This window comes from Flavobacterium sp. YO12 (assembly GCF_004119495.1).
Classification (GTDB): Bacteria; Bacteroidota; Bacteroidia; order Flavobacteriales; family Flavobacteriaceae; genus Flavobacterium.
Genome location: NZ_NRQU01000036.1, coordinates 1 through 24837, shown reverse-complemented (window position 1 = coordinate 24837; position 24837 = coordinate 1). Strand labels below are relative to the sequence as shown.

At 33.8% G+C, this 24837-nt stretch carries 17 protein-coding genes; 12 read left to right on the top strand and 5 right to left on the bottom strand.

The window, feature by feature from the left end; all coding sequences use genetic code 11:
• Positions 1-119: 119 nt before the first annotated feature.
• From BOW55_RS12805 to BOW55_RS12785, 5 genes are all read left to right on the top strand, one after another.
• Complete coding sequence (locus BOW55_RS12805) at positions 120-1517, top strand: tetratricopeptide repeat protein (RefSeq protein ID WP_129024441.1); 1398 nt, start codon at positions 120-122, stop codon at positions 1515-1517.
• Positions 1517-2266: a shikimate dehydrogenase gene (locus tag BOW55_RS12800; protein WP_129024440.1), complete on the top strand. Its 750-nt coding sequence runs from the start codon at positions 1517-1519 to the stop codon at positions 2264-2266. Before BOW55_RS12805 ends, BOW55_RS12800 begins: the two co-directional genes overlap by 1 nt.
• A gap of 65 nt (positions 2267-2331) precedes the next feature.
• On the top strand, positions 2332-3093 hold the full coding sequence (locus BOW55_RS12795) for a lipid A phosphoethanolamine transferase (RefSeq protein WP_129024439.1): 762 nt from the start codon (positions 2332-2334) through the stop codon (positions 3091-3093).
• 292 nt (positions 3094-3385) lie between these two features.
• Complete coding sequence (locus tag BOW55_RS12790) at positions 3386-5377, top strand: DUF349 domain-containing protein (RefSeq protein WP_129024438.1); 1992 nt, start codon at positions 3386-3388, stop codon at positions 5375-5377.
• A 360-nt stretch (positions 5378-5737) separates the two neighbouring features.
• On the top strand, positions 5738-6157 hold the full coding sequence (locus BOW55_RS12785) for an OsmC family protein (protein WP_129024437.1): 420 nt from the start codon (positions 5738-5740) through the stop codon (positions 6155-6157).
• 72 nt (positions 6158-6229) lie between these two features.
• Here the strand turns inward: BOW55_RS12785 and BOW55_RS12780 are convergent, their stop codons facing one another.
• Both BOW55_RS12780 and gyrA read right to left on the bottom strand, forming a co-directional pair.
• Positions 6230-7501, bottom strand: a complete 1272-nt coding sequence (locus BOW55_RS12780; RefSeq protein ID WP_129024436.1) for a tetratricopeptide repeat protein — start codon at positions 7499-7501, stop codon at positions 6230-6232.
• A 43-nt stretch (positions 7502-7544) separates the two neighbouring features.
• Positions 7545-10187, bottom strand: coding sequence for a DNA gyrase subunit A (gyrA, locus tag BOW55_RS12775; RefSeq protein WP_129024435.1), 2643 nt, complete (start codon positions 10185-10187; stop codon positions 7545-7547).
• A 258-nt stretch (positions 10188-10445) separates the two neighbouring features.
• On the opposite strand from gyrA, the gene BOW55_RS12770 reads away from it, so the two are divergent.
• The 3 genes from BOW55_RS12770 to BOW55_RS12760 all read left to right on the top strand — a co-directional run bounded on the left by BOW55_RS12770 (position 10446) and on the right by BOW55_RS12760 (position 15131).
• Entirely contained in the window at positions 10446-12992 is a 2547-nt protein-coding gene (locus BOW55_RS12770) for an ATP-dependent Clp protease ATP-binding subunit (RefSeq protein ID WP_089052329.1), read from the top strand.
• 140 nt (positions 12993-13132) lie between these two features.
• Complete coding sequence (gene rimK, locus BOW55_RS12765; protein ID WP_089052330.1) at positions 13133-14500, top strand: 30S ribosomal protein S6--L-glutamate ligase; 1368 nt, start codon at positions 13133-13135, stop codon at positions 14498-14500.
• A gap of 109 nt (positions 14501-14609) precedes the next feature.
• Positions 14610-15131, top strand: a complete 522-nt coding sequence (locus BOW55_RS12760) for a DUF421 domain-containing protein (protein WP_129024434.1) — start codon at positions 14610-14612, stop codon at positions 15129-15131.
• 89 nt (positions 15132-15220) lie between these two features.
• Here the strand turns inward: BOW55_RS12760 and BOW55_RS12755 are convergent, their stop codons facing one another.
• The 3 genes from BOW55_RS12755 to hutH are packed head-to-tail and all read right to left on the bottom strand — an operon-like array spanning position 15221 to position 18793.
• Entirely contained in the window at positions 15221-16555 is a 1335-nt protein-coding gene (locus BOW55_RS12755) for an inorganic phosphate transporter (protein ID WP_129024433.1), read from the bottom strand.
• Positions 16556-16585: 30 nt separating this feature from the next.
• Positions 16586-17230, bottom strand: coding sequence for a DUF47 domain-containing protein (locus BOW55_RS12750; protein WP_089052333.1), 645 nt, complete (start codon positions 17228-17230; stop codon positions 16586-16588).
• Positions 17231-17278: 48 nt separating this feature from the next.
• On the bottom strand, positions 17279-18793 hold the full coding sequence (gene hutH / locus BOW55_RS12745; protein ID WP_129024432.1) for a histidine ammonia-lyase: 1515 nt from the start codon (positions 18791-18793) through the stop codon (positions 17279-17281).
• A gap of 566 nt (positions 18794-19359) precedes the next feature.
• Here hutH and thrA point away from each other — a divergent pair.
• The 4 genes from thrA (at position 19360) to BOW55_RS12725 (ending at position 24797) form a co-directional block, all read left to right on the top strand.
• Positions 19360-21807: a bifunctional aspartate kinase/homoserine dehydrogenase I gene (gene thrA / locus BOW55_RS12740; RefSeq protein WP_129024431.1), complete on the top strand. Its 2448-nt coding sequence runs from the start codon at positions 19360-19362 to the stop codon at positions 21805-21807.
• Positions 21808-21958: 151 nt separating this feature from the next.
• On the top strand, positions 21959-22879 hold the full coding sequence (locus tag BOW55_RS12735) for a homoserine kinase (protein WP_129024430.1): 921 nt from the start codon (positions 21959-21961) through the stop codon (positions 22877-22879).
• 211 nt (positions 22880-23090) lie between these two features.
• Positions 23091-24380: a threonine synthase gene (gene thrC, locus BOW55_RS12730; protein ID WP_129024429.1), complete on the top strand. Its 1290-nt coding sequence runs from the start codon at positions 23091-23093 to the stop codon at positions 24378-24380.
• Between the two features lie 162 nt (positions 24381-24542).
• The gene (locus tag BOW55_RS12725) at positions 24543-24797 is read left to right on the top strand and encodes a hypothetical protein (RefSeq protein WP_129024428.1); all 255 of its coding nucleotides are present in this window, start codon (positions 24543-24545) and stop codon (positions 24795-24797) included.
• Positions 24798-24837 lie beyond the last annotated feature (40 nt).

The window sequence follows — 24837 nt, the reverse complement described above, 5'->3', positions numbered from 1 at the left end:
AGAAAAGGAATTCTGTCCATATTGTTAATTAAATTGTTCACAACAATTAATTTTCCTTTCCCACATCAATAATATGGTTGCCTAATTTTATAACAGGCTAATTTCAAATAAAACAAAGTATGCAATTAAGCAACGAAGAAGAAGATTATAACCTATCCCTATCCAAATTTGAGTCGATGTTAAAAACTAACAAAGTACTCTTTTTTGATTCTGAAGAATTTGAAGAAATCATTCTTCATTATTTAGACATAGGCAAGGCTAATTTAGCAAAAAAGGCCTTAAAACTTGCATTAGACCAACATCCAAAATCTACAGGCTTAAAATTAGTACAAGTAGAAATGCTGGTTTATGACGACAAACTTGAAATCGCTGAAAAGCTTTTAAACGAGTTATATGCGATTGAACCTAACAACGAGGAAATTTATATCCAGAAAGCCAATATTTGTTCGAAAAGAGATCAACACGAAAAAGCAGTAGAACTGCTTAAAATAGCACTGCAATATACAGATGACTATGCTGACGTGTACAACTTGATTGGAATGGAATATCTTTTTATGGATAACCTTGAAATGGCAAAAGACAGCTTTATCAAATGTCTTGAAGAAGACTTAGAAGATCAATCTGCCTTATACAACGTGGTTTATTGTTTTGAATTTTTAGATCAAAACCAAGAAGCCATTCTCTATCTTAACCAATACATTAACAAAAATCCGTACAGCGAAATCGCTTGGCATCAGCTTGGGCGTTTGCATTACGGAGTAAAAGAATACGAAAATGCAATTCGCGCTTTTGATTATGCAACCCTTATAGACGATGAGTTTTTAGGTGCATTTATGGAAAAAGCCAAAGCTTACGAGCGTCTAAAAAAATACAATGAAGCGATAGAAAGCTATAATCGTACAATCGAATTAGACGACGCTACTTCTTATGCCTTACTGCGTATTGGAAAATGCTACGAAAAACTTGGAAATTCGATAAAAGCGTTACAATATTACAATCAAACTGTACACGAAGATCCTCTTTTAGATAAAGGATGGATTGCTATTACAGATTTTTATGTTCGCCAAAAGAACTTTCAAAAAGCGTTGTTTTTTGTCAATAAAGCTTTAGCAATCGACAATCAAAATCGTTTGTACTGGAAGCGTTATGCAACCATAAACAAACAAATGAACTTTTTTGAAGAAGCTGAATTTGGTTATAGAAAAGCAGTCGAATTTGGCGATCATGCTTTAGATACCTGGTTGTTTTGGGTTGATATTCTTCAGTTTTTAGGAGAATTTGACAGCGCAATACAAACTTTATTACAAGCTTCTGAATATTTCCCAGAAGAAAATGAAATCGAATATCGTTTGGCAGGATTGTACTTTATGATTCAGGATAACACAAAAGCAAAATTTCATTTAAGCAATGGATTACGCTTAAACTTCGATAATTATATTTTAATCGAAGATTTATTTCCAGTAGTTTGGACAAAAAAAACAGTTAAAAATTATATCGAAAAACACAGAAAACAATAATGATTGGTATTTTAAAAAGACGTTTTGGCTTACTAGGTCGTAATATTAGTTACTCATTTTCAAAAGGTTATTTCACAGAGAAATTCAACGATGAAGTTTTTGCAGGTAACACCTATGAAAATTTTGATATTTCTGAAATTGAACATTTCAAAGGATTAATCAAGAATAATCCTGATTTAAAAGGACTAAATGTAACAATTCCTTACAAAGAGCAAGTCATTCCCTTTTTAGATAAACTTTCAAAAAAAGCAACTCTAATTGGCGCTGTAAACACGATTAAATTTACTAAAAAAGGCAAACTAAAAGGATACAATACTGATTATTACGGTTTTAAAAAATCGTTAAAGCCTTTATTAGAACCACATCATAAAAAAGCACTTATTCTAGGCACAGGCGGCGCATCAAAAGGCGTTGCCTTTGCTCTAGACGAACTTGATATTCCGTATATTTTTGTTTCTAGAGAAGCAAAAGAAAATATCATTGACTATAATTTAATCAACGCTACTACTTTTGATAATTTCAAAATAATTATCAATTGTACACCAGTAGGTACAAGTCCAAATATAGAAGCTTGTCCAGATCTTCCGTACGAGTTTTTTACAGACAAGCATATTGCTTACGACTTAATTTACAATCCGGCAGAAACTCAATTCTTAAAAAATGCAAAAGAAAGAGGAGCTGTAATAAAAAATGGATACGATATGCTTATTTTTCAGGCAGAAAAAGCTTGGAAAATATGGAACAAGTAATATGCTCCTAAAATAAAATAGTAACGTATTTTTTTATAAATTAGACTACTCATTAATAAGTAGTTATGAAAAAATCGCCACTATTTTTTTTTATATGCTTTTTGATTACTCTTTCTGCAGAGGCACAGGACTCTAGTGATATCGACATTAATTCATCAAACCTTTATTCAGAAGCCCGATATCATTACTATCTAAAAACAATTTTACTTTTTAATGAATATTTAGATACAGATAATGGCTCGTTTAATACAACTGAACTTCGATTCTTACATCCAATTGGAAACAAAGCTTGGAATTTAAGAGTGGATCTTCCATTAGTTTCTTCAAATACTTCCTCAAACAATAAAACTGGAATTGGAGATATTGGTGTTGGCGTCAGTTATATTCCTTACTTAGAACAAAAAAATGGAGGTATTGCTTTTCGTGCAAGAGTGCTTTCAAATTCAGCGGCCGATCCAGCTTTAGGATCTGGAAAATGGATATTTGCTCCTGCAGTATTTTTCGGAAAATATCTAATTCCCAATAGACTTCTATGGATTACCTCATTAGAAAATCAAAGCAGTTTTGCAGGATCCAGCAATAGAAATGACATTAATACCACTGCATTCGAAAACTACTTTATGTACATTATTGGCAAAAACTGGATTGCCGCCGACGCTGCTTTTAGATACAACGCCATAAACAAAGGCTTTCCTAATAATGCTTTTGTTGAGTTTGGCAGAAAAATCACTAAAAATGATATGGCGTATATTCATCCAAGCGTTGCTTTTGGCGGTCATAAAACCTACAACTTTGGTATCGAAGTCGGGATGTTGATTCTGTTTTAAAAAATTTCTATAAAAGATTATTTAACGATCTCTCCTATTCTCCATTCTTATAATAAAAGTAATACTCCTCAATAGAAATGCAAATTTTCAAGCTTTTTTCTTAAAAGGATATCTATTCTCAATTTAAATTTACTTCAAAAAAAAATCTAAAAAACAGATATCATATTTCTAAACATCTTCATTAAATAAGAATTTCATCGTAAAATAGCGTATAAACAAACGATTTATTTTGTATTTAGAAACACCTTTACTATCTTTCGCACTGTTAAAGTAAAAACCTTATACATTTAAAATGTTAGAAGAAAAGAATGATAACCTGCAAGAAGCAGACGGAAAATTAGAAATCGATACTACTGATTCTACACAAAACGATACTATAGAAACTCCCGTTTCTGAAACAGTATCTGAAAATTCAATTTCGAATACTGAAATTGAAGAAGAAAAAAATGTAGAAACTGAAGAGACAGATCATCAAAATGCGCTGGATGCCATCACAAATTCTAATGCTGAAGAAAGTGAAGACGAAACGCTGAAAGAGCGTCATGATATTCCTATGAAGGATTATCACACGTTTACATTAGACGCCCTTGTTGACGAGTTAAAGAAACTGGTAAGTATAGACAAAGTAATGTCTGTAAAAGACCATATTGAAGAAATAAAGAAATCATTTTTACTACAATACAATCATCTTATAGAAGAGAAAAAAGAAGAGTTTAACGCTTCAAAAGAAGATCCAAACGAAGAGTTTGAATATCATTCTCCTTTGAAATCTAAATTTGATGAATATTATAATGTTTTTAGAGAGAAAAGAAATGCTCACTTTAAACATTTGCAAAGCAACTTAAAATCAAACTTAGACAATCGTCTTGCGATTGTAGAAGAACTAAAAGAGCTGATAAATCCGCAGGAAAACATAAAAGATACTCTTAAACATTTTAATGATTTAAGAGAAAGATGGAAAAATGCTGGAGCGATTCCTAAAGACAAATACAATCACGTTTGGAACAACTACCATTTTCATGTAGAAAATTTTTATGATTATCTGCATTTAGATCGTGAAGCAAGAGACTTAGACTTTAAACACAATTTAGAGCAAAAGCAAAAAATTATTGCAAGAGTTGAAGAACTTGTAAACGAAAGCGACATAAGCAAGGCTTTCCGTGAATTACAAGATTTACACAGACTTTGGAAAGAAGACATTGGTCCTGTTTCTAAGGAACACCGTGATACTATTTGGAATAAGTTTAGTGAACTGACAAAAAAGATTCATGACAAAAGAGAACTTTTGTTTGAAAGTCAGCGTGCAAACGAACACAACAATCTCGAAGTAAAAAAAGAAATCATTGCAAAGATTGAAGTTCTAGGAACTGAAAAAGTAAATTCACATTCGCAATGGCTGGTACAAATTCAAAAAGTTGAAACGCTTAGAAATGAGTTTTTCGCAGCAGGAAAAGTACCATCAGAAGTAAATGAAGAGACTTGGGCTGCATTCAAAACTGCCGTTAGAAACTTTAATGCATTTAAAAATTCGTTTTATAAAGACATTAAAAAAGATCAAAACGACAATTTGAATAAAAAAATGGCTCTTGTCGCTAAAGCTAAAGAATTACAGGAAAGTGTTGACTTTAATGCAACTACTCCAATCATGAAACAAATTCAAGAAGAATGGAAACAGATTGGTCACGTTCCTAAAAAATATTCAGACAAAATCTGGAAAGAATTTAAAGATGCCTGCAATCATTATTTTGACAAACTAAAAGAACATAAATCAGAAGAAAACGGTGACGAAGTTGCTGCTTTTGACAACAAAAAAGCCTACTTAGATATTCTTCGTACTTATCAGTTGACAGGAGATCATAAAACTGATTTAGATGCGATTAAAAAACATATTGAAATTTGGAAAGGTTACGGAAAAGTTCCATTTTCAAGACGTCATATTGAAGGAAAATTCAACAAAATCCTTGATGCTCTTTTTGAAAAATTAAGCTTAAGCAAAAAGGAAACTGAAATGATTCGTTTTTCTAATCGAATTGATTCATTGAGCGATAGTAACGACACTCGCAAATTAGACAATGAAAAGATTTTCTTGATGCGAAAAATTGAAGAAGTTCAAAATGAAATTTTTCAATTAGAAAATAACATTCAGTTTTTTGCGAATACCAAAAACGCTAAAAAAGAGAATTCGATTGTTCTTGAAGTTCGCAAAAACATAGCGATTCACAAAGAAAGTCTTGATGTCTGGAAAGATAAATTGAAACAATTAAGAAACTTAGGTCAAGAATAACGTTTTAAGTTTAAACAATAAAAAAAGGTGTAATGATTTATTCGTTACACCTTTTTTATGTTATAACGTTTTTTTTCACCGCAAAGCGCGCAAAGTTTTTATATGCAAACTTGTTATAAACACACAAAATTTGCAAAGCTGATTCAATACGAAGCTTTGCAAATTTTGTATTTTTCTAACCGCAATGTAAAACAAAAATCTTAGCGTGCTTTGAGGTAAAATTAGCCCCAACCTTAATCTCATTTCAACCCTAAATTTAACATTCTCATCAAACTTAGTAAAACCGTTATAAAAAATAATGTTTATATTTGATAATCAACTAAGTAACCACACTAGTATTAATTCTAATAACAACAGAAAATGAAATTTACAAGAAAAGCAAATGCCAACTGGCAAGGAACCGGTATGGAAGGAAAAGGAACCATAAGTACACAAAGCACAACTTTAGACAAAGCTCAACTCTCTTTTAAGACTAGATTTGCAGATGGTGTTGGTACAAATCCTGAGGAATTAGTTGCTGCAGCTCATTCAGGCTGTTTTACGATGCAATTAAGTTTTTTACTTAACGAGGCAGGTTTTACTGCCGATGATTTATCTACAGAAGCGACAGTGACTTTTGAAGACGGCTCTATTACTTTAATTCATTTGGACTTAAAAGGAAAAGTTCCTGAAATTTCTGCAGAAGAGTTTGAAAAAACAGCCGCAAAAGCAAAAGAAATCTGTCCGATTTCTAAACTCTTAAATACAACAATTACTCTTTCAGCGGTACTAGTAAATTAAGCTGAAAACAAAGCATAAAAAAAACCATCAGCCGCGGCTGATGGTTTTTTTCTTTATATAACGGGTAAAAGATTAGTTCATTGTCGCTTTTAAAGCTTTTGCTTCAGCAGTCATTTCTAACGCTTTGTAAACTCCTAATAATGTTTTAGAAACATCTTCGTTTTTAGGATCTAACTCGTTTGCTTTTTTAAGGTAAGGAATTACTCCTTTGAAAACTTGCTCTCTTTGTGCTTTTAAAACATCGTAACGTTTCATATCTTTTGCAGAAGTTCCCAATTTATTCATCTCATCAATAATTGGTCTTTCAGCTTCTAATTTTAACGCAGCAAGGTTAAGGTATGCATTAGTATAACTAGGATTGATTTCGATAGCTTTTAAGTAATATTTCTCAGCATCAGCAGTATTCTTTGCATTTGCACTTAATACACCTAAATTAAAAACTAAATCAGCATTATTTGGTTCTTTTTCTAAAGCTTCACCAACCAATTTTTTATACATATCGAAATCTTTAGTTTCTAGGTATAAGTTTGCTTCTGTCAAAATCAAAGAAGTATCTTCTGGATTTGTTTTTCTAGCATCAGAAATCGCTTTCTTAGCATCTTCAGTACGTCCTTTTTGAACTAAAATCAACGCTAAGTTTTTATAAATTTCACCTCTTTTTGAAGGAATAGTTTCTGTTTTAGGTTTTTCGTGAGTTCCTAACTTTACAGCTAAATCTCTTTCTTTTGCATTGTTAAAACCATCTTCACTGCCGTTTGCTTTATTTACTGCAGTATACATCGTTCCTTTCCCTGAATAGTTTAATTTTTTCAACTCTTCATACATTGGAAGTGCGCTATCAAAATCTTGAGCATTTACAGCTGTCGAAGCTGCATAATACAAATTGATAGTGTCATTTTTATCTAACAAATACGCTTCATATAATTTTTTAGCTCCTTCAGCACTTTTGTTAGATTGAGTATCAGCAATTGCAGAATTAATCAATTTACCTTTAATTTCAGTAATCGATGCTGCTCCCTGAGTTGAATACTTTTGTTTTCCAGATGCCTTTTCAACTTCAATTAATTTCTTATAGCTGTCAGCAGCTGCAGATAAGTTTTTACTTTCTTCAACTTTTTTGTTTGCTAACCCTAAAAAAGCATTTCCTTGTACAAAATAGTACTGAGCCTGCTCAACATCTTTAGCATTAGCGATCAAGTTTTGAGCATCTTTTAATATCGTGATCGCTCCTTGAGCATCACCGCCTTTTAATGCCTTCTCAGCATTTTTAATTTGATCTTTTTGAGCAAAAGTAGCTACTGAAATCAGTAGAGCTGATGCAAGTATTACATATTTACTTTTCATAATGTTCAATTTGTATATTTAATTTTATTTTAGTGGTTTATAATTATTCTTCTGATTCTTCTTCCTCTGAATCGTCTTCGTCTTCAATTTCTTCTTCAGAATCATCATCATCGTCATCATCTACAACACCGTCGTCTTCAAGAACTTCTAAGTCTGGTTTAACTCTTTCGATTGCATTTTCAATAACGTTGCCATCTTCATCTACAACAACTTCTTCAGCATCATCTTTCATTACTTTTGTAACCGCAGCGATAGAATCTTTTCCTTTAAGGTTAATCAATCTCACACCTTGAGTCGCACGTCCCATAACACGTAAATCCTCAATAGCCATTCTAATAGTTAATCCAGATTTATTAATAATCATTAAATCATCCGCATCTGTTACAGCACTAATTGAGATAAGTTTTCCTGTTTTCTCAGTGATATTAAGAGTTTTAACCCCTTTACCTCCACGGTTTGTAATTCTATAAACGTCTTCACCATCTTCATCTACTAATTTGGTACGTTTTCCGTATCCATTTTCAGTTACAACAAGAATTTGCGAATCGTTTACATCATTTTTAGCAACAGTAACCATACCAATTACTTCATCAGTTTCATCTTTTAAAGTAATTCCACGAACTCCTGAAGCCGTTCTTCCCATCGGACGTGTTTTTGTTTCTTCAAAACGAACTAGTTTACCTGATTTTACTGCTAAAATAATTTGGCTTTCTCCATCAGTTAATTTCGCTTCAAGTAACTCATCTCCTTCTTTAATTGTAATAGCGGCAACACCATTTGCACGAGGTTTAGAATATTTCTCTAAAGAAGTTTTCTTAACCTGTCCTTGTTTAGTAACCATTACAAGATTGTGAGTATTGATATAATCTTTGTCTTTTAAGTCTTGTGTACAAATGAAAGCTTTTACTTTATCATCGCTTTCGATATTCACTAAATTCTGAATTGCTCTTCCTTTAGCCGTTTTACTTCCTTCTGGAATTTCGTAAACACGCATCCAGAAACATTTTCCTTTTTGTGTAAAGAACATCATATATTGGTGGTTTGTTGCAACGAACATATGCTCAAGGAAGTCTTGATCTCTTGTTCCTGCACTTTTTTGACCAACTCCACCTCTATTTTGAGTTTTGTATTCAGTAAGATTTGTACGTTTGATGTAACCAGCGTGAGAAATAGTGATTACTACATTTTCATCGGCAATTAAATCCTCTATACTTACGTCTCCACCTGAATATTCAATTTGAGAACGACGATCATCACCATATTTATCGCGAATTTCCTCAAGTTCTTCTTTAATCAAATTCGTTCTTAAATTAACATCTGCTAATAAAGCTTTCAAATGCTCGATTAATTTCATTAATTCTTCAAACTCAGCTCTTAATTTATCTTGCTCCAGACCTGTTAACTGACGTAAACGCATCTCAACAATAGCACGAGCTTGAATATCTGACAAACTAAATCTTTCGATTAATTTATCACGAGCTTCTTCTGTATTTTTAGAGCCTCTAATAATTGCAATTACTTCATCAATATTATCTGAAGCAATAATCAAACCTTCTAATATATGAGCTCTTTCTTCTGCTTTACGTAATTCAAACTGTGTTCTTCTAACTACCACATCATGACGGTGCTCAATAAAGTAGTGAATCATATCTTTTAGATTCAATAATTGAGGACGTCCTTTAACCAATGCAATATTATTTACACTGAAAGAAGATTGTAATGAAGTATACTTATATAAGGTATTTAAAACTACGTTTGGTGTAGCATCACGTTTCAAAATATAAACGATACGCATACCATTTCTATCAGACTCGTCACGGATATTTGCGATACCTTCGATCTTTTTCTCGTTAACCAAATCAGCCGTACGTTTAATCATCTCGGCTTTGTTAACTTGATAAGGTATTTCAGTAACAATAATAGACTCTCTTCCATCCACTTCTTCAAAACCAACTTTGGCACGCATTACAATACGTCCTCTACCTGTTTTAAAAGCTTCACGAACTCCTTCATAACCATATATTACACCTCCAGTTGGAAAATCAGGAGCTTTAATATGCGTCATTAATTCATCTACTTCAATATCATTATTATCAAGGTATGCTAAAGTACCATTAATAACTTCCGTTAAATTGTGCGGCGGCATATTTGTCGCCATACCAACTGCAATACCAGTTGCTCCGTTTACTAATAAAGTAGGAACTCTTGTAGGCATTACTTTTGGTTCATATAATGTATCGTCAAAGTTTAATTGAAAATCAACAGTTTCTTTTTCGATATCTGCCATAATTTCTTCAGAAATCTTGCGCATTCTGGCCTCAGTATAACGCATCGCTGCCGGGCTGTCTCCATCTACAGATCCAAAGTTACCTTGACCATCCACTAATAAATAACGCATACTCCATTCTTGAGCCATACGCACCATTGCATCATATACCGAAGTATCTCCGTGCGGGTGATACTTACCCAGAACCTCTCCTACAATTCTCGCAGATTTTTTGTGGGCTGATCTTGAAGTCACACCTAAATCATACATTCCGTAAAGAACTCTTCGATGCACTGGTTTCAAGCCATCTCTAACATCCGGAAGCGCTCTCGATACAATTACTGACATCGAATAATCGATGTAAGCTGATTTCATTTCATCTTCAATGTTAATAGGAATTAACTTTTCTCCTTCAGACATAAGTTGTTATGTTTAAATAATTATATTAGTTTCAAAGCGTGCCAAGATACGTTTTTTTGGAATTTTTTCAGCTATTTACTTACACTTATTTCAATGATTTATTAACAACTTTATTTTGCCTTTTAGTTAATAAATTAAGCGTTTTTTAACTGTTTTTTTATTATTTTTTTTGTCAATTAGCTGACAGGAGTTCTCGATGGGTACGGTTTTTGTTTTTCAAACAGTAATTCACTAAATTTACAATACCAATTATATATTATGGATGATAATTTTTCACCAAGAGTAAAAGATGTTATTACATACAGTAAAGAAGAAGCCCTTCGTTTAGGACACGACTTTATTGGTACTGAACATCTAATGCTGGGCATTTTAAGAGATGGTAACGGAAAAGCTATTCATATACTTAATAACCTAGCAGTCGATTTAGATCATTTACGCAGGAAAGTAGAAATACTGAGTCCAGCTAACCACAGCGTGGAAGTAAATGCCGAAAAGAAAAATCTTCATCTTACCCGACAGGCCGAAAGAGCCCTGAAGACCACTTTTCTTGAAGCTAAAGTATTCCAAAGCTCATCAATTAGTACAGCTCACTTGCTTTTATGCATCTTACGAAACGAAAACGATCCAACAACCAAGCTGTTGAATAAACTAAAAATAGATTATGACATAGCTAAAGAACAATATTTAAACATGACGCCAAACGAAGAAGAATTCTTAGAAAACTTGCCAAGAAACGAATCGTATAATGACGATTCAGGACAAGATGACAGTCTAAAAGAAAGTAGTTTCAATAATCCAGCCAATAAGTCAAACAAAAAATCTAAAACTCCTGTTTTGGATAATTTTGGGAGAGATTTAACAGAAATGGCGGAAGAAGGAAAACTAGATCCAGTTGTTGGACGCGAAAAAGAAATTGAACGCGTTTCACAAATTCTAAGCCGTAGAAAAAAGAACAATCCGCTTCTTATTGGAGAACCTGGAGTTGGTAAATCTGCTATTGCAGAAGGACTTGCTTTACGTATTATTCAAAAGAAAGTATCTCGTATTCTTTTCCACAAACGTGTTGTAACGCTTGATTTAGCAAGTTTAGTTGCTGGAACAAAATACAGAGGACAATTTGAAGAAAGAATGAAAGCCGTAATGAACGAGCTTGAAAAAAACGACGATATTATTCTTTTTATTGACGAAATTCACACTATTGTAGGTGCCGGCGGAGCAACAGGTTCACTTGATGCTTCAAATATGTTCAAACCTGCATTAGCAAGAGGAGAAATTCAATGTATTGGTGCTACTACTCTAGACGAGTACAGACAATATATTGAGAAAGACGGCGCTTTAGAAAGACGTTTCCAAAAAGTAATTGTTGAACCAACTTCTGTTGAAGAAACAATTGCAATTTTAAATAACGTAAAAGATAAATACGAAGATCACCACAACGTAACTTATACTCAAGAAGCAATTGAAGCCTGTGTTAAATTAACAAACAGATATATGTCTGAGCGTTTCTTACCAGACAAAGCGATTGATGCTCTTGACGAAGCAGGATCTCGCGTTCACATTACCAATATTGATGTTCCTAAACAAATTCTTGATTTAGAACGCCAGTTAGAAGAAGTTCGTGAAATGAAAAACATGGTAGTTAAAAAACAAAAATATGAAGAAGCTGCCAAACTTCGCGACGATGAAAAACGCATAGAAAAAGATCTAGCCGCTGCGCAAGAACAATGGGAAGAAGATTCTAAAAACAACAGAATTGAAGTTACAGAAGATAACGTAGCCGATGTTGTATCAATGATGACTGGAATTCCTGTAAACAGAATTGCACAAACAGAAAGTAACAAATTAGCTCAATTACCTGAATTAATTCAGAACAAAGTAATTGGTCAAAACGAAGCTGTTCTTAAAATTGCACGTTCTATTCAACGTAACAGAGCCGGACTTAAAGATCCTAACAAACCAATTGGTTCATTTATTTTCTTAGGCCAGACTGGAGTTGGTAAAACGCAATTAGCAAAAGTTTTGGCTAAAGAATTATTCGACTCTGAAGATGCATTAGTTCGTATCGATATGAGTGAATACATGGAAAAATTTGCGATTTCTCGTTTAGTTGGAGCGCCTCCAGGATACGTAGGTTATGAAGAAGGCGGACAATTGACTGAAAAAGTTCGTAGAAAACCATATTGTGTTGTTCTTTTAGACGAAATCGAAAAAGCGCATCCAGATGTATTTAATATGATGCTTCAGGTTTTAGATGATGGATATTTAACAGATAGTTTAGGTCGTAAAATTGACTTTAAAAACACTATTATTATCATGACATCTAACGTTGGAGCACGTCAGTTGAAAGATTTTGGACAAGGTGTAGGATTCGGAACTGCTGCAAAAGTGGCTCAAGCCGATGAAAACTCAAAAAGCATTATCGAAAATGCTTTGAAGAAAACTTTTGCTCCTGAATTCTTAAACAGAATTGACGACGTAATTGTATTCAACGCATTAGAAAAAGCTGACATCGATTTAATTATCGAAATTGAACTTAAAAAACTATATTCTCGTATTGCTGAATTAGGTTATAAACTAAGCTTAACTGACAAAGCAAAAGCATTTATTGCTGAAAAAGGCTTTGACAGACAATTTGGTGCAAGACCACTGAAAAGAGCAATTCAGAAATATGTTGAGGATTTATTAGCCGAAGAAATCATCACTTCAAAAATACATTCAGGTGATGAAATCATGATGGATTTAAAAGACGACTCGCAAGAGCTTTCAGTAGAAATTCACAAAGCTGAAGAGCCTACAAATCAATAAAATGATTTAAATTTATAACAAAAATAATATACCCGTTACGTTTTCATAACATAACGGGTATTTTTTTTGGATAATTTACTATCTTTAGTAAAAGCAAATAGCTATTTTTGGATATTAAATTCTATAATAAAAAACAACGTATGCTTCAACACAAAGTCATTTTAGGCAGCGAAGAATGGTGTTCATTTCCAGAACTAGGAATCCCGACAATCAAGGCTCGGGTTGACTCTGGTGCCAAAACTTCGGCAATGCACGCCATAAACATAGCTCCTTTTATAAAAAATGATGCCAATTGGGTGAAATTTGACATTAATCCAATTCAAAACAACATTAAAACCATCATTCATTGTGAAGCACCGCTGGTTGACAAAAGAATTGTAAAAAGCTCAAGCGGTTTTAGAGAACATCGTTACGTAATTCAAACCAGCATTAAAATTGGCGATTCAAAATGGCCAATCGAAATGACTTTAACCAATCGTGATTCTATGGGCTTTAGAATGCTTTTAGGACGCGAAGCCATGAGCGGTCGTGTATTGGTCGATCCAGAAGAAAAATACCTTCTTGGACAACCTACGCCAGAATCTCTTAAAGAATTATATCAAAATTCAGAAAAAGCCAGTTCAGGCTTACGAATTGGACTATTAGCCAGTAATCCTGAATTATACAGTAATAAAAGAATCATGGAAGCAGGAGAAATGCGCGGTCATGAAATGCATTTTTTAAACATCAAAGAATGCTACATGAAACTGGATGCCAAAACTCCTGAAATTCATTATAGAGGCGGAAAAATTTTAAATCAATTTGACGCTATTATTCCAAGAATCCGACCAAGTATTACATTCTACGGTTGTGCATTAACACGTCAGTTTGAAGCTTTAAAAGTTTTCTGTTTAAACTCAGCAACAGCCATAACACAATCTCGCGATAAATTATATTCACTGCAATTACTTTTAAACAGCGGAATTGATATTCCAACAACTGGTTTTGCTAATTCTCCGCTTGATACAGACAACTTAATTAAAATGGTTGGCGGCTCACCTTTAATTGTCAAATTATTAGAAGGAACACAAGGAAAAGGTGTTGTTTTGGCCGAAACAAAAAAAGCCGCAGAAAGTGTTATCAATGCTTTTAAAAGCTTAAATGCTAATATTTTAGTTCAGGAATTTATTAAAGAAGCCAACGGAAAAGATATTCGCTGCTTTGTAATTGACGGAAAAGTAGTTGCCGCCATTCAGCGTGAGGCTATGCCGGGCGAATTTAGAGCCAATATTCACCTTGGTGGAACTGCATCTGTAATAAAAGTAACTGCCGAAGAGAAAAAGATCGCCATTAAAGCCGCAAAAGCAATGGATTTAAAAGTGGCTGGAGTCGATATTATTCGTTCCTCTAAAGGACCTTTATTACTAGAAGTAAACTCTTCCCCAGGTCTTGAAGGAATCGAAGGTGCAACAAACAAAGATGTTGCCGGAGAAATGATTAAAGCCATTGAGAAAAATTTCAAACTATAATTAAGTTCATCCAAACTTAATAACGCATAAATAATTTAGCAGCTTTGCCGAAGTTTAAAACTTTGGCAAAGCTTTTTTTATTTAACTTTAGTAAAACAAAAGAATAAAAATGATACAATTCCCATATTTAGATATAATAATCAGAAGTGTAGCGGTTTACTTTTTTATGACAATTGCCTTACGAATATTCGGTAAAAAAGAGCTTTCGCAATTAAATACAGCCGATATAATTTTAATTCTGTTAATCAGTAATTCAGTCCAGAATGCAATGGTTGGTCCAGATACCAGTCTTGTTGGCGGTTTAGTAGCTGCTTTGGTTTTATTTGTAATTAACTTCACGATAAAAAAGCTGACTCATCGTTATAAAACATTAAACAATTTACTTTTAGACAAACCCGAGATTCTTATTCATAACGGCAAACTTGATTTTAAAGCCTTAAGCAAATTAGACATCTCACACGACGAATTAAAAGAAGCGGCACGTGAACATGGTCTAGAACATTTAACAGATATAAAGCTCGCTATGCTAGAAATAGATGGTACAATCAGCATTATTTCGCAAGACCAAAAGAAATTAAAACAAACACATTACAAACGAAAACACAATCGCAAAAACCTTCAAAAGTTTTAAAACAAAAAAAAAGCCGATTTCAAATTGAAATCGGCTTTTTAATATTTAAATGAAATGCAATTTATAACTCACATTTCACAATACTCATTTTACGAAATAAATACGCTTAGAACAAAATAAACTAAACCAGCCAATAAAGCTGAAATCGGAATAGTCAATACCCAAGCCCAAATTAAACTTACTGTAACTCCCCATCTTACTGCAGATACACGTTTAGTTAATCCAACTCCAATGATAGATCCAGTAATAGTATGCGTTGTACTTACAGGAATTTTTAAATGCTCTGTAAAATAAAGCGTTAATGCACCCGCAGTTTCTGCAGCAACACCTTCAAACGAACTTACTTTTGTGATTTTAGAACCCATTGTTTTCACAATTTTCCACCCACCACTTAAAGTTCCCGCAGCAATTGCAGAATAACACGCTAACGGAATCCATCCCGGCATTACTCCTTTAACACCAGTATCATCATTTGGAAGCACAACATCTAACCAAGCATCCATATGAACACCAGGATTTGTATTGATATATACCGCAACCGCAGCAGCGATAATACCCATTACTTTTTGAGAATCATTTCCTCCGTGACCTAAACTAAAAGCTGCAGAAGATAATAATTGCATTTTTTTCAAAGCAGCATCAGCCTGATGAAGATTCAAACTACTGAATATTAAACAAAAAGTACTTACCGTTAAAATAATAAAGGCAACTAAAAACCATTTAATATTATGAGCTTCAAAAGCAACACTCCAAAAATGCGAATCAAATCTAGGTTTTTCGATTTCAGAATATGGTATCATTTGAGTATATACAAACCATACAGTTGCAATCATTAAAAGTCCTGTAAAAATCTTAGGACCAATACTTTTACGAGAAGCATTTAAAAGCCAGATCGAAATTAAGTACGAAGCCAAAGCTCCTAATAAAGGCGCTAAAACAATAAATGCAATGATAATAAGAACTCCCGAAGGCATTGCACCATCTTTTCCTGCTTTGTACCAGCTTACAATTTCATACCAATAATGTGTTGTTCCGTCTTCACCAATATAACCAGAGAAACCATGAACTGCAATTGCGTGTGCAACAGCCGCTCCCGCAAAACCTCCAATTAAAGTATGTGAAGAACTTGAAGGAATTCCTAACCACCAAGTTAGTAAGTTCCAACAGATTGCCGCAATAACACCGGCAAGAATTACCACTAGGTTAATTTCCATTGTGTGCGCTGTTTTAGCAACAGTATCCGCAACACCAAATCCGAAAACCCAATAAGCCAGAAAGTTAAAAAATGCTGCCCAAAGAACGGCCTGAAAAGGCGTTAAAACCTTTGTAGCAACAACAGTCGCTATAGCATTTGCCGCATCATGAAAACCATTGATGTAATCAAATATTAAAGCTAATACTATAATTAATATAAGTAGCGTCATAAAATTATAACTTCAGAATGAAAAATTGAATTAAGAATGTTTTACAGAAATAGATTCTAGTATGTTCGCAACACTCTTACACTTGTCTGTTGCTGATTCTAAAACAGATAACACTTCTTTATATTTAATAATATTTTTAGCATCTGTTTCGTTTTCAAAAATTTCAAAAACTGCTTTGTTATATACATTATCAGACTTGTTTTCCAGCTTGTTAATTCTAGCACAAGAATCTTTGATAACTTTAAAATTCTTTAAGTTTCTCAACTCTTTTACTGCACTGTCAATATTTTGACAAGCTTCAAGGTTGATTTCGGTCATTTTTCTGATCGATTTTGTAATCTTATCAACTTGATACAATTTCATACGGCTTGCCGCACCATGAAGGTAATCAGCAACGTTATCAATAGAAGTAATCAGGGTATGAATATCCTCTCTATCAAATGGAGTAATAAAATTTCTACTCAATTCAAGATTGGTTTGACGCGTAATATCTTCACCTTTTTGCTCTAATTCATCAATTTTTTGAAAAAGAACTTCTCTTTCTTTCAATGGAAGGTTTACAGCTTCGTGTAAATTAGAAGCTAATTCAATTAAATTGCTTGAAGCCTCTTCAAAAAGTGGAAAGAATTTCTTGTCTTTCGGCACTAAAAATTGGAAAATACTGTTTATTGACATTTTTATATTTTTGATAGTGCAAAATTACTTCAATAATATTTTACAATGTTAAGCCATTGTTAACAAATCGTTTTCAATTTGGAAACTATCAAGGAACGAAATAGTCTTTTCAATGTCATAATGTAAGATTCTATCCTCTTTTACCAAAGGCACTACTTCTCTATAGCTATTCAAGAACATTTCAATAAAATCGCTTGATTTCAAAGGTTCTCTGTAAGCAATTGCCTGCGAAGCATTTAACAATTCTATTGCCAAAATACGCTCTAAATTGTCCATAATACGTAAAGCTTTAGTCGCTCCGTTGGCTCCCATACTTACGTGATCTTCCTGACCATTACTCGAAACAATGCTGTCTATACTTGACGGAGTTGCCAATTGCTTGTTTTGACTTGCAATACTTGCCGCCGTGTATTGCGGAATCATGAAACCAGAGTTCAATCCCGGATTATCAACTAAAAAAGCCGGAAGATTACGCAATCCTGAAATTAATTGATAAGTTCTTCTTTCAGAAATACTTCCTAATTCAGCCAAAGCAATTGCCATAAAATCTAAAGCCAAAGCTAAAGGCTGTCCGTGGAAATTTCCACCAGAAATAATCTGATTGGCTTCAATAAATATGTTTGGATTATCTGTTACAGAGTTAATCTCTGTTTTGAATACTTTTCTAACATAATCAATGGCATCTTTTGATGCGCCGTGAACTTGAGGCATACAACGGAAAGAATACGGATCTTGAACGTGTTTTTTCTCTTGAGCAATGATTTCGCTTCCGTCCAAAAATTCAGTAATACGTTTTGCCGTTACAATTTGTCCTTTGTGCGGACGTATATAATGTATCAATTCGTTAAACGGCTCAATTCTTCCATCAAAACCTTCCAATGAAATTGTTCCAATTAAATCTGCCAAATACGAATATTTATAGGCTTTTAATAAAATATGAGCTCCATAAGCACTCATAAACTGCGTTCCGTTTAGCAAAGCCAAACCTTCTTTTGACTGAAGTACAATTGGTTCCCAATTAAAATGTTTTAAAACTTCGGCAGAAGCCATTCTTTTACCTTCAAAAAACACTTCACCTTCGCCTAATAATGGCAAAGACAAATGTGCCAATGGTGCCAAATCTCCAGAAGCTCCTAATGAACCTTGTGTATAAATAACCGGCAGAATATCATTATTATAAAAATCAACCAAACGCTCTAATGTAACAAGCTGTACGCCAGAATGTCCGTAACTTAAAGATTGAATCTTAAGTAAAAGCATCATTTTTACAATTGCAGCAGGAACTTCTTCACCTGTTCCACAAGCGTGTGACTTAACAAGATTCTCCTGTAGCTGCGATAAATTTTCATTGGAGATTTTTACATTACAAAGCGATCCAAAACCGGTATTGATTCCGTAAATAGGTTCTGAATGCGAAGCCATCTTTTTATCTAGATAATCACGGCATTTTTGCACGTTTACTTTTGCCTCTTCAGACAATTCTAGTTTTTTATCTAGAACGATGATTTCTTGTAAAGCTTCTAAACTTAATGTTTCTGTACTTATATAATGGATTTCTCTCATGATGTTTTTCAATTTAAGATGTCAAAATTCAACAAATCAATATTAAAAAGCAACATTTTATCACAATAATTAAAATTTTGACACAAGACATTCTTTGCTTTTATTTTTTTCTTAATACTAAAAATCGAGTCTCTCACCGCTTTTTGATTATTTTTTCATTAAAAATCAACTCATTGCAATAGGTTTTTATTGTAAAATGCGTTCTTAATAATATCAAAACCTCAATTTAGGTTATCTAATTTTAACAAATACTCAATATTGAAATTTTGAGATTTGTAATTATTAAAAATAATTCGTAAAAAGGACTTCCAAGGAGTTTTAATTACATCTAAAAAAACAGTACTTTTGAAAAATCAAAATGAAAAGTAACAGCACAAAATATCATTCTACAATAACAACTCAAACTAGAGTTGCAATTGCTGCTACCATTACTTCTACTACAACAACTACTACCCCTTAGGGGTATACATTTTTACATATAATCCTAGGTTACCTATACTTTTTTCTTGAAAGAAGAGAGTTATTGGATAGATAAAATATTTGCATAAAAGAAAAAAAATATCAAAATGAAAGTATTAAAATTTGGCGGAACTTCGGTAGCCAATGCTCAAAATATAAAACTCGTTCTCGAAATTGTTAATCAAAAATCAAAAACAGATAAATTAGTTGTTGTAGTTTCTGCACTAAGCAAAGTGACCGATTTATTGCAATTAGCAGCGGCAAAAGCGGCAGCAAGTGACGAGAGTTTTAGAGATATTGTTGCCGAAATAGAGAAAAAACATCTTGACACGCTAAAAGAACTTATACCTGTAAGCGAGCAAAGCAGCTTGTTGAGCCATGTAAAAAGAATCATAAATCATCTGGAAACTTTACTAGACGGTTGTTTCCTTTTAGGGGAATTATCTCCAAGAACTGCTGATACTATTTTGAGTTTTGGCGAATTACTTTCGTCTTTTATCATCGCACAGGCATATCAGCAAATTGACAAAAATGCGGTTTACAAAGACAGCCGCGAATTGATAAAAACAAATAACAACTTTGGTAAAGCGGTTGTAAATTTTGAAGCATCGAATAATTTGATTCAAGAATATTTTGCACAAAATCAAGCGCAAATCAATATTTTACCAGGTTTTATTGCACAAACTCTTGACGGAATTACAACTACTTTAGGCCGCGGCGGGTCTGATTATACAGCTGCAATTGTTGCAGGTGCTCTTGAAGCGGAACAATTGGAAATTTGGACTGATGTAAACGGAATGTTTACTGCAAACCCAAAAATTGTAAAGCAAGCAAGACCTATTGCCGACATTTCGTATCAGGAAGCGATGGAATTATCGCATTTTGGTGCCAAAGTTTTATATCCGCCTACAATTCAGCCGGTTTTAAGAAAAAACATTCCCATTTTAATCAAAAATACTTTTGAACCAGAAGCCGAAGGAACTTTAATTTCCAACCATGTTTCCTCAAAAGATACTGTTGTAAAAGGAATCAGTCATATCGATAATATTTCGCTTGTAACACTTGAAGGTCCGGGAATGATTGGCGTTTCAGGTTCATCAAAACGTTTGTTTGAAGTCTTGTCTCAGGAAAAAATCAACGTTATATTTATTACTCAGGCTTCTTCTGAACATTCAATCTGTATCGGAATTTTAAATTCGGATGCTGATAATGCCGAAGCTGCGATTAATAGAGCTTTTGAAATTGAAATACTTCAAAACAAAATTGATCCGTGTATCGTTGAAAAAGACCTTTGCATTATTGCTTTGGTTGGCGAAAACATGAAAAACCACCAAGGTTTAAGCGGAAGAATGTTCAGTACTTTAGGAAAAAACAACGTAAATATTCGTGCCATTGCTCAAGGTGCTTCCGAAAGAAATATCTCGACTGTAATTAACGAAAGAGACGTTAAAAAAGCACTGAATACTTTACACGAAAATTTCTTTGAAGAGAACACAAAACAGCTCAACTTATTTGTAATGGGAGTTGGAAATGTGGGCGAAAAATTCATCGAGCAGATTCACAATCAAAGAAAATTTTTAAAAGACAATTTAAAAATTAATGTTCGTGTAATCGCTTTGTCAAACTCTAGAAAAATGCTTTTTGATGAAGACGGAATCTCATTAAAAGATTGGAAATCGGCTTTAGACAAAGGCGAACCAGTTAATGCTGCAGAATTTATCCTGCGTGCAAAAGAAATGAATTTACGTAATAGTATTTTTGTTGACATTACAGCAAATGCAAGCGTTTCTGAATTGTACGAGCAATTCCTAAAACAAAGTATTGCCGTTGTAACTTGCAACAAAATTGCCTGTTCATCTGCTTATGATAATTATAAAAAACTAAAAAGCTTATCTCGCCAATACAACGCTCCGTTTTTATTCGAAACAAATGTTGGTGCGGGATTACCAATTATAGATACCGTAAAAAACTTAATTGCTTCTGGCGATAAAGTGCATAAAATTCAGGCGGTTTTATCTGGAAGTTTGAATTTCATTTTCAATAATTTCGACAAGAACAATTCTTTCCATGATGTGGTAAAAGAAGCGGGAGTTCAAGGATTTACAGAACCCGATCCAAAAATTGACTTAAGCGGAATCGACGTGGCTCGTAAAATCCTGATTCTAATTCGCGAAAGCGGTTACGAAATGGATATTGACGCGATTGCAAACGAATCGTTCTTACCTGCAGATTGTTTAGCAACAACAAACAACGAAGACTTTTTTGCTTCGCTAATCAAACACGCTGCTCATTTTGAAGGTATTTACAACGAAGCTTTAGCCAAAGATTCAAGATTGAAATACGTGGCACAATTCGAAAACGGAAAAGCAAGCGTTGGTCTGCAATTCATTCCAAAAGATCACCCTTTTTACAATTTAGAAGGAAAAGACAATATCGTATTGTTCTACACAGATCGCTACGTAGATCAGCCTTTATTGATAAAAGGAGCTGGTGCGGGCGCAGCAGTTACAGCATCGGGAATTTTTGCCGACGTTATTAGAATAGGGAATATTTAAAGGTGCTAAGGTTCTAAGATGCTAAGGTTCTGAGTTTTTTTTCAAAACTAATCTTAGCCTCTTAGAATCTCAAAACCTTAGAAACTAAAAAATAAAAAGTTGCTACAGAAACCTTAGAATCTTAGCATCTTAGAACCTCAGAACCTTAAAAATGGAAATTAAACTATTTTGCCCAGCAACTATCGCCAATCTCTCATGCGGATTTGACGTACTTGGACTTTGCTTAGACAATGCGGGCGATGAAATGATTGTTCGAAAAGTCGATCAAAAAGGAGTTCGAATCACTAAAATTGTAGGTGCCGATCTGCCTATGGAAACCGAGAAAAATGTTTCTGGAGTTGCGGCTTTGGCTATGCTTGAAACTTTAGGCGATTTGGATTTTGGATTCGAAATCGAAATTTACAAACACATAAAAGCGGGAAGCGGAATTGGAAGCAGTGCTGCAAGTTCTGCAGGAGCGGTTTTCGGAATTAATGAATTATTAGGAAGACCATATTCTCGTAAAGATTTGGTTCAGTTTGCGATGCAGGGCGAGAAATTAGCCAGCGGAAATGCGCATGCCGACAACGTTGCTCCTGCCCTTTTAGGCGGATTTACTTTGGTTAGAAGTTACGCTCCGCTTGATATTATCAGAATTGACGGTCCAGAAGAATTGTACGCAACGGTGGTTCATCCGCAAATTGAATTAAAAACGTCTGATGCTCGTTCGGTTTTAAAACAAAACGTTTCGTTGAAAAGTGCTATTATGCAATGGGGAAATGTGGGCGGACTTGTAGCGGGTCTTTACACCAAAGATTACGATTTGATTGGAAGATCGCTTCATGACGAAATCGTTGAACCTTTAAGAAGTGTTTTAATTCCAGGATTCGATCAAATCAAACAAACGGCTTATGAGAACGGCGCTTTAGGTTCTGGAATTTCAGGTTCCGGTCCATCGATTTTTGCATTAAGCAGAGGAAAAAATACCGCTGACCAAATCGCAAAAGCCATGAGCGAAGTGTACGAAAAAATGAGTTTACCGTATGAAATTCACGTTTCGAAGATAAATCCCGATGGTGTCCGCATCCTTTAGGATGGGACGCTGTAAGCAATAGGCTTTAGGCAATAAGCTTAAACCTTTGCGAAAAATATAAAACCAAAAACAGCAATAAGCTAAACACAGCAATAGGAAGAAGCCTAAAGCTTAAAGCCTACTGCCTAAAGCATTAAAAAAAAGCAATAAGCTATTCACAGCAATAGGAAAAGCCTAAAGCCTAAAGCTTACTGCCTAAAGCCATAAAAAAATGAAATACTATAGTTTAAACCACAATGCCCCAAAAGTTTCTTTTCAGGAAGCTGTTATACAAGGATTAGCGAGTGATAAAGGATTATATTTCCCAGAAAACATCACTGCTTTAGATTCTTCATTTTTTGATAAAATCGAAAGTTTAAGCCATGAAGAAATTGCTTTTGAAGCGATTAAACAATTCGTTGGCGATGAAATACCTGCAGACAAACTAAAAGAAATCATTGCCGACACTTTGGTTTTTGATTTTCCTGTTGTAAAAGTCGAAGATGGAATTTATTCGTTAGAATTATTTCACGGCCCAACAATGGCTTTTAAAGACGTTGGAGCGCGTTTTATGTCACGTTGTTTGGGATATTTCAATAAAGACAAAAAAGATGCTAAAAACACCGTTTTAGTAGCAACTTCTGGAGATACAGGCGGAGCAGTTGCGAGCGGATTTCTTGGCGTTGACGGCGTTGATGTTGTGATTTTATATCCGTCAGGAAAAGTGAGCGATATTCAGGAAAAACAATTGACTACTTTAGGGCAAAACATTAAAGCGCTTGAAGTTGACGGTGTTTTTGATGATTGTCAGGATATGGTGAAAAAAGCGTTTTTAGACGAAACTTTAGCGCATAAAAACCTGACCTCAGCAAATTCTATTAATATTGCGCGCTGGTTACCGCAAATGTTTTATTTCTTCTTTGCTTACAAAACGTTGAAAAGCCAAAACAAACCTTTAGTTTTCTCTTGCCCAAGCGGAAACTTCGGGAATATCTGTGCCGGAATTATGGCAAAGAAATTAGGTTTACCAATTGAACATTTTGTAGCGTCTACAAACGTAAACGACACGGTGCCAAGATTCTTAGAAAACGGAAAATACGACCCAAAACCTTCTAAAGCCACAATCTCTAACGCCATGGACGTTGGAAATCCAAGCAACTTTATTAGGATTCAGGAATTGTACAATAATGACTTAAAAGCTTTCGAAAAAGACTTCTCTTCTTATAGTTATACTGATGAAGAAACGCTTGAAGCTCTAAAGAAAATTTATAACACAGATGGTTATATCGCAGAACCGCACGGCGCTGTTGGTTATTTAGGTTTGAAAAAAGAACTAGAAAAATACCCTAATGCAATTGGTATTTTCTTAGAAACAGCACATCCTATTAAATTCTTAGATGTTGTTGAACCTGCTTTAGGCATTACGCTTCCCATTCCTGCTCAAATTGAGAGTGTTATTAATGAGGAGAAAGTTAGTGTGAAGATTGGGACTTATGAGGAATTGAAAAGTTTCTTGGGGTAAGAATTACTATCCATTTTTCTAAAATAGAAACCACAAATTACGCTAACTTTTTTTACGCATAATTTGTGGTTTTCTTTTTATTCTTAAAACTTGTTTTTTTGTAAGTAAAATTTGTTATGTTTGATATTGACACATCTAATTAATTCATTTAAAAATAAAATAATGACCAAACCTGACCAGATTTTAATTTTAGAAAAAGAAATACAAACTGAATTAAATTTATTAGACAATAAATATGCTATTTTAGATTATGGCAATGGAAATCGCTTTGAATTAAATTCTAAAAATGAAATTATAGGTCTTAACTTAGAAGGCATAAAAATTATAGATGTCTCTGTTTTAAGTAGTTTTAATAAATTAGAGAAACTAGCTATATCAAATGCAAACTTTTCAGATTATTCATTCTTTAAAAATTAAAATCCTTACGTTCATTATTGTTAAATTATGGTGAAATAGC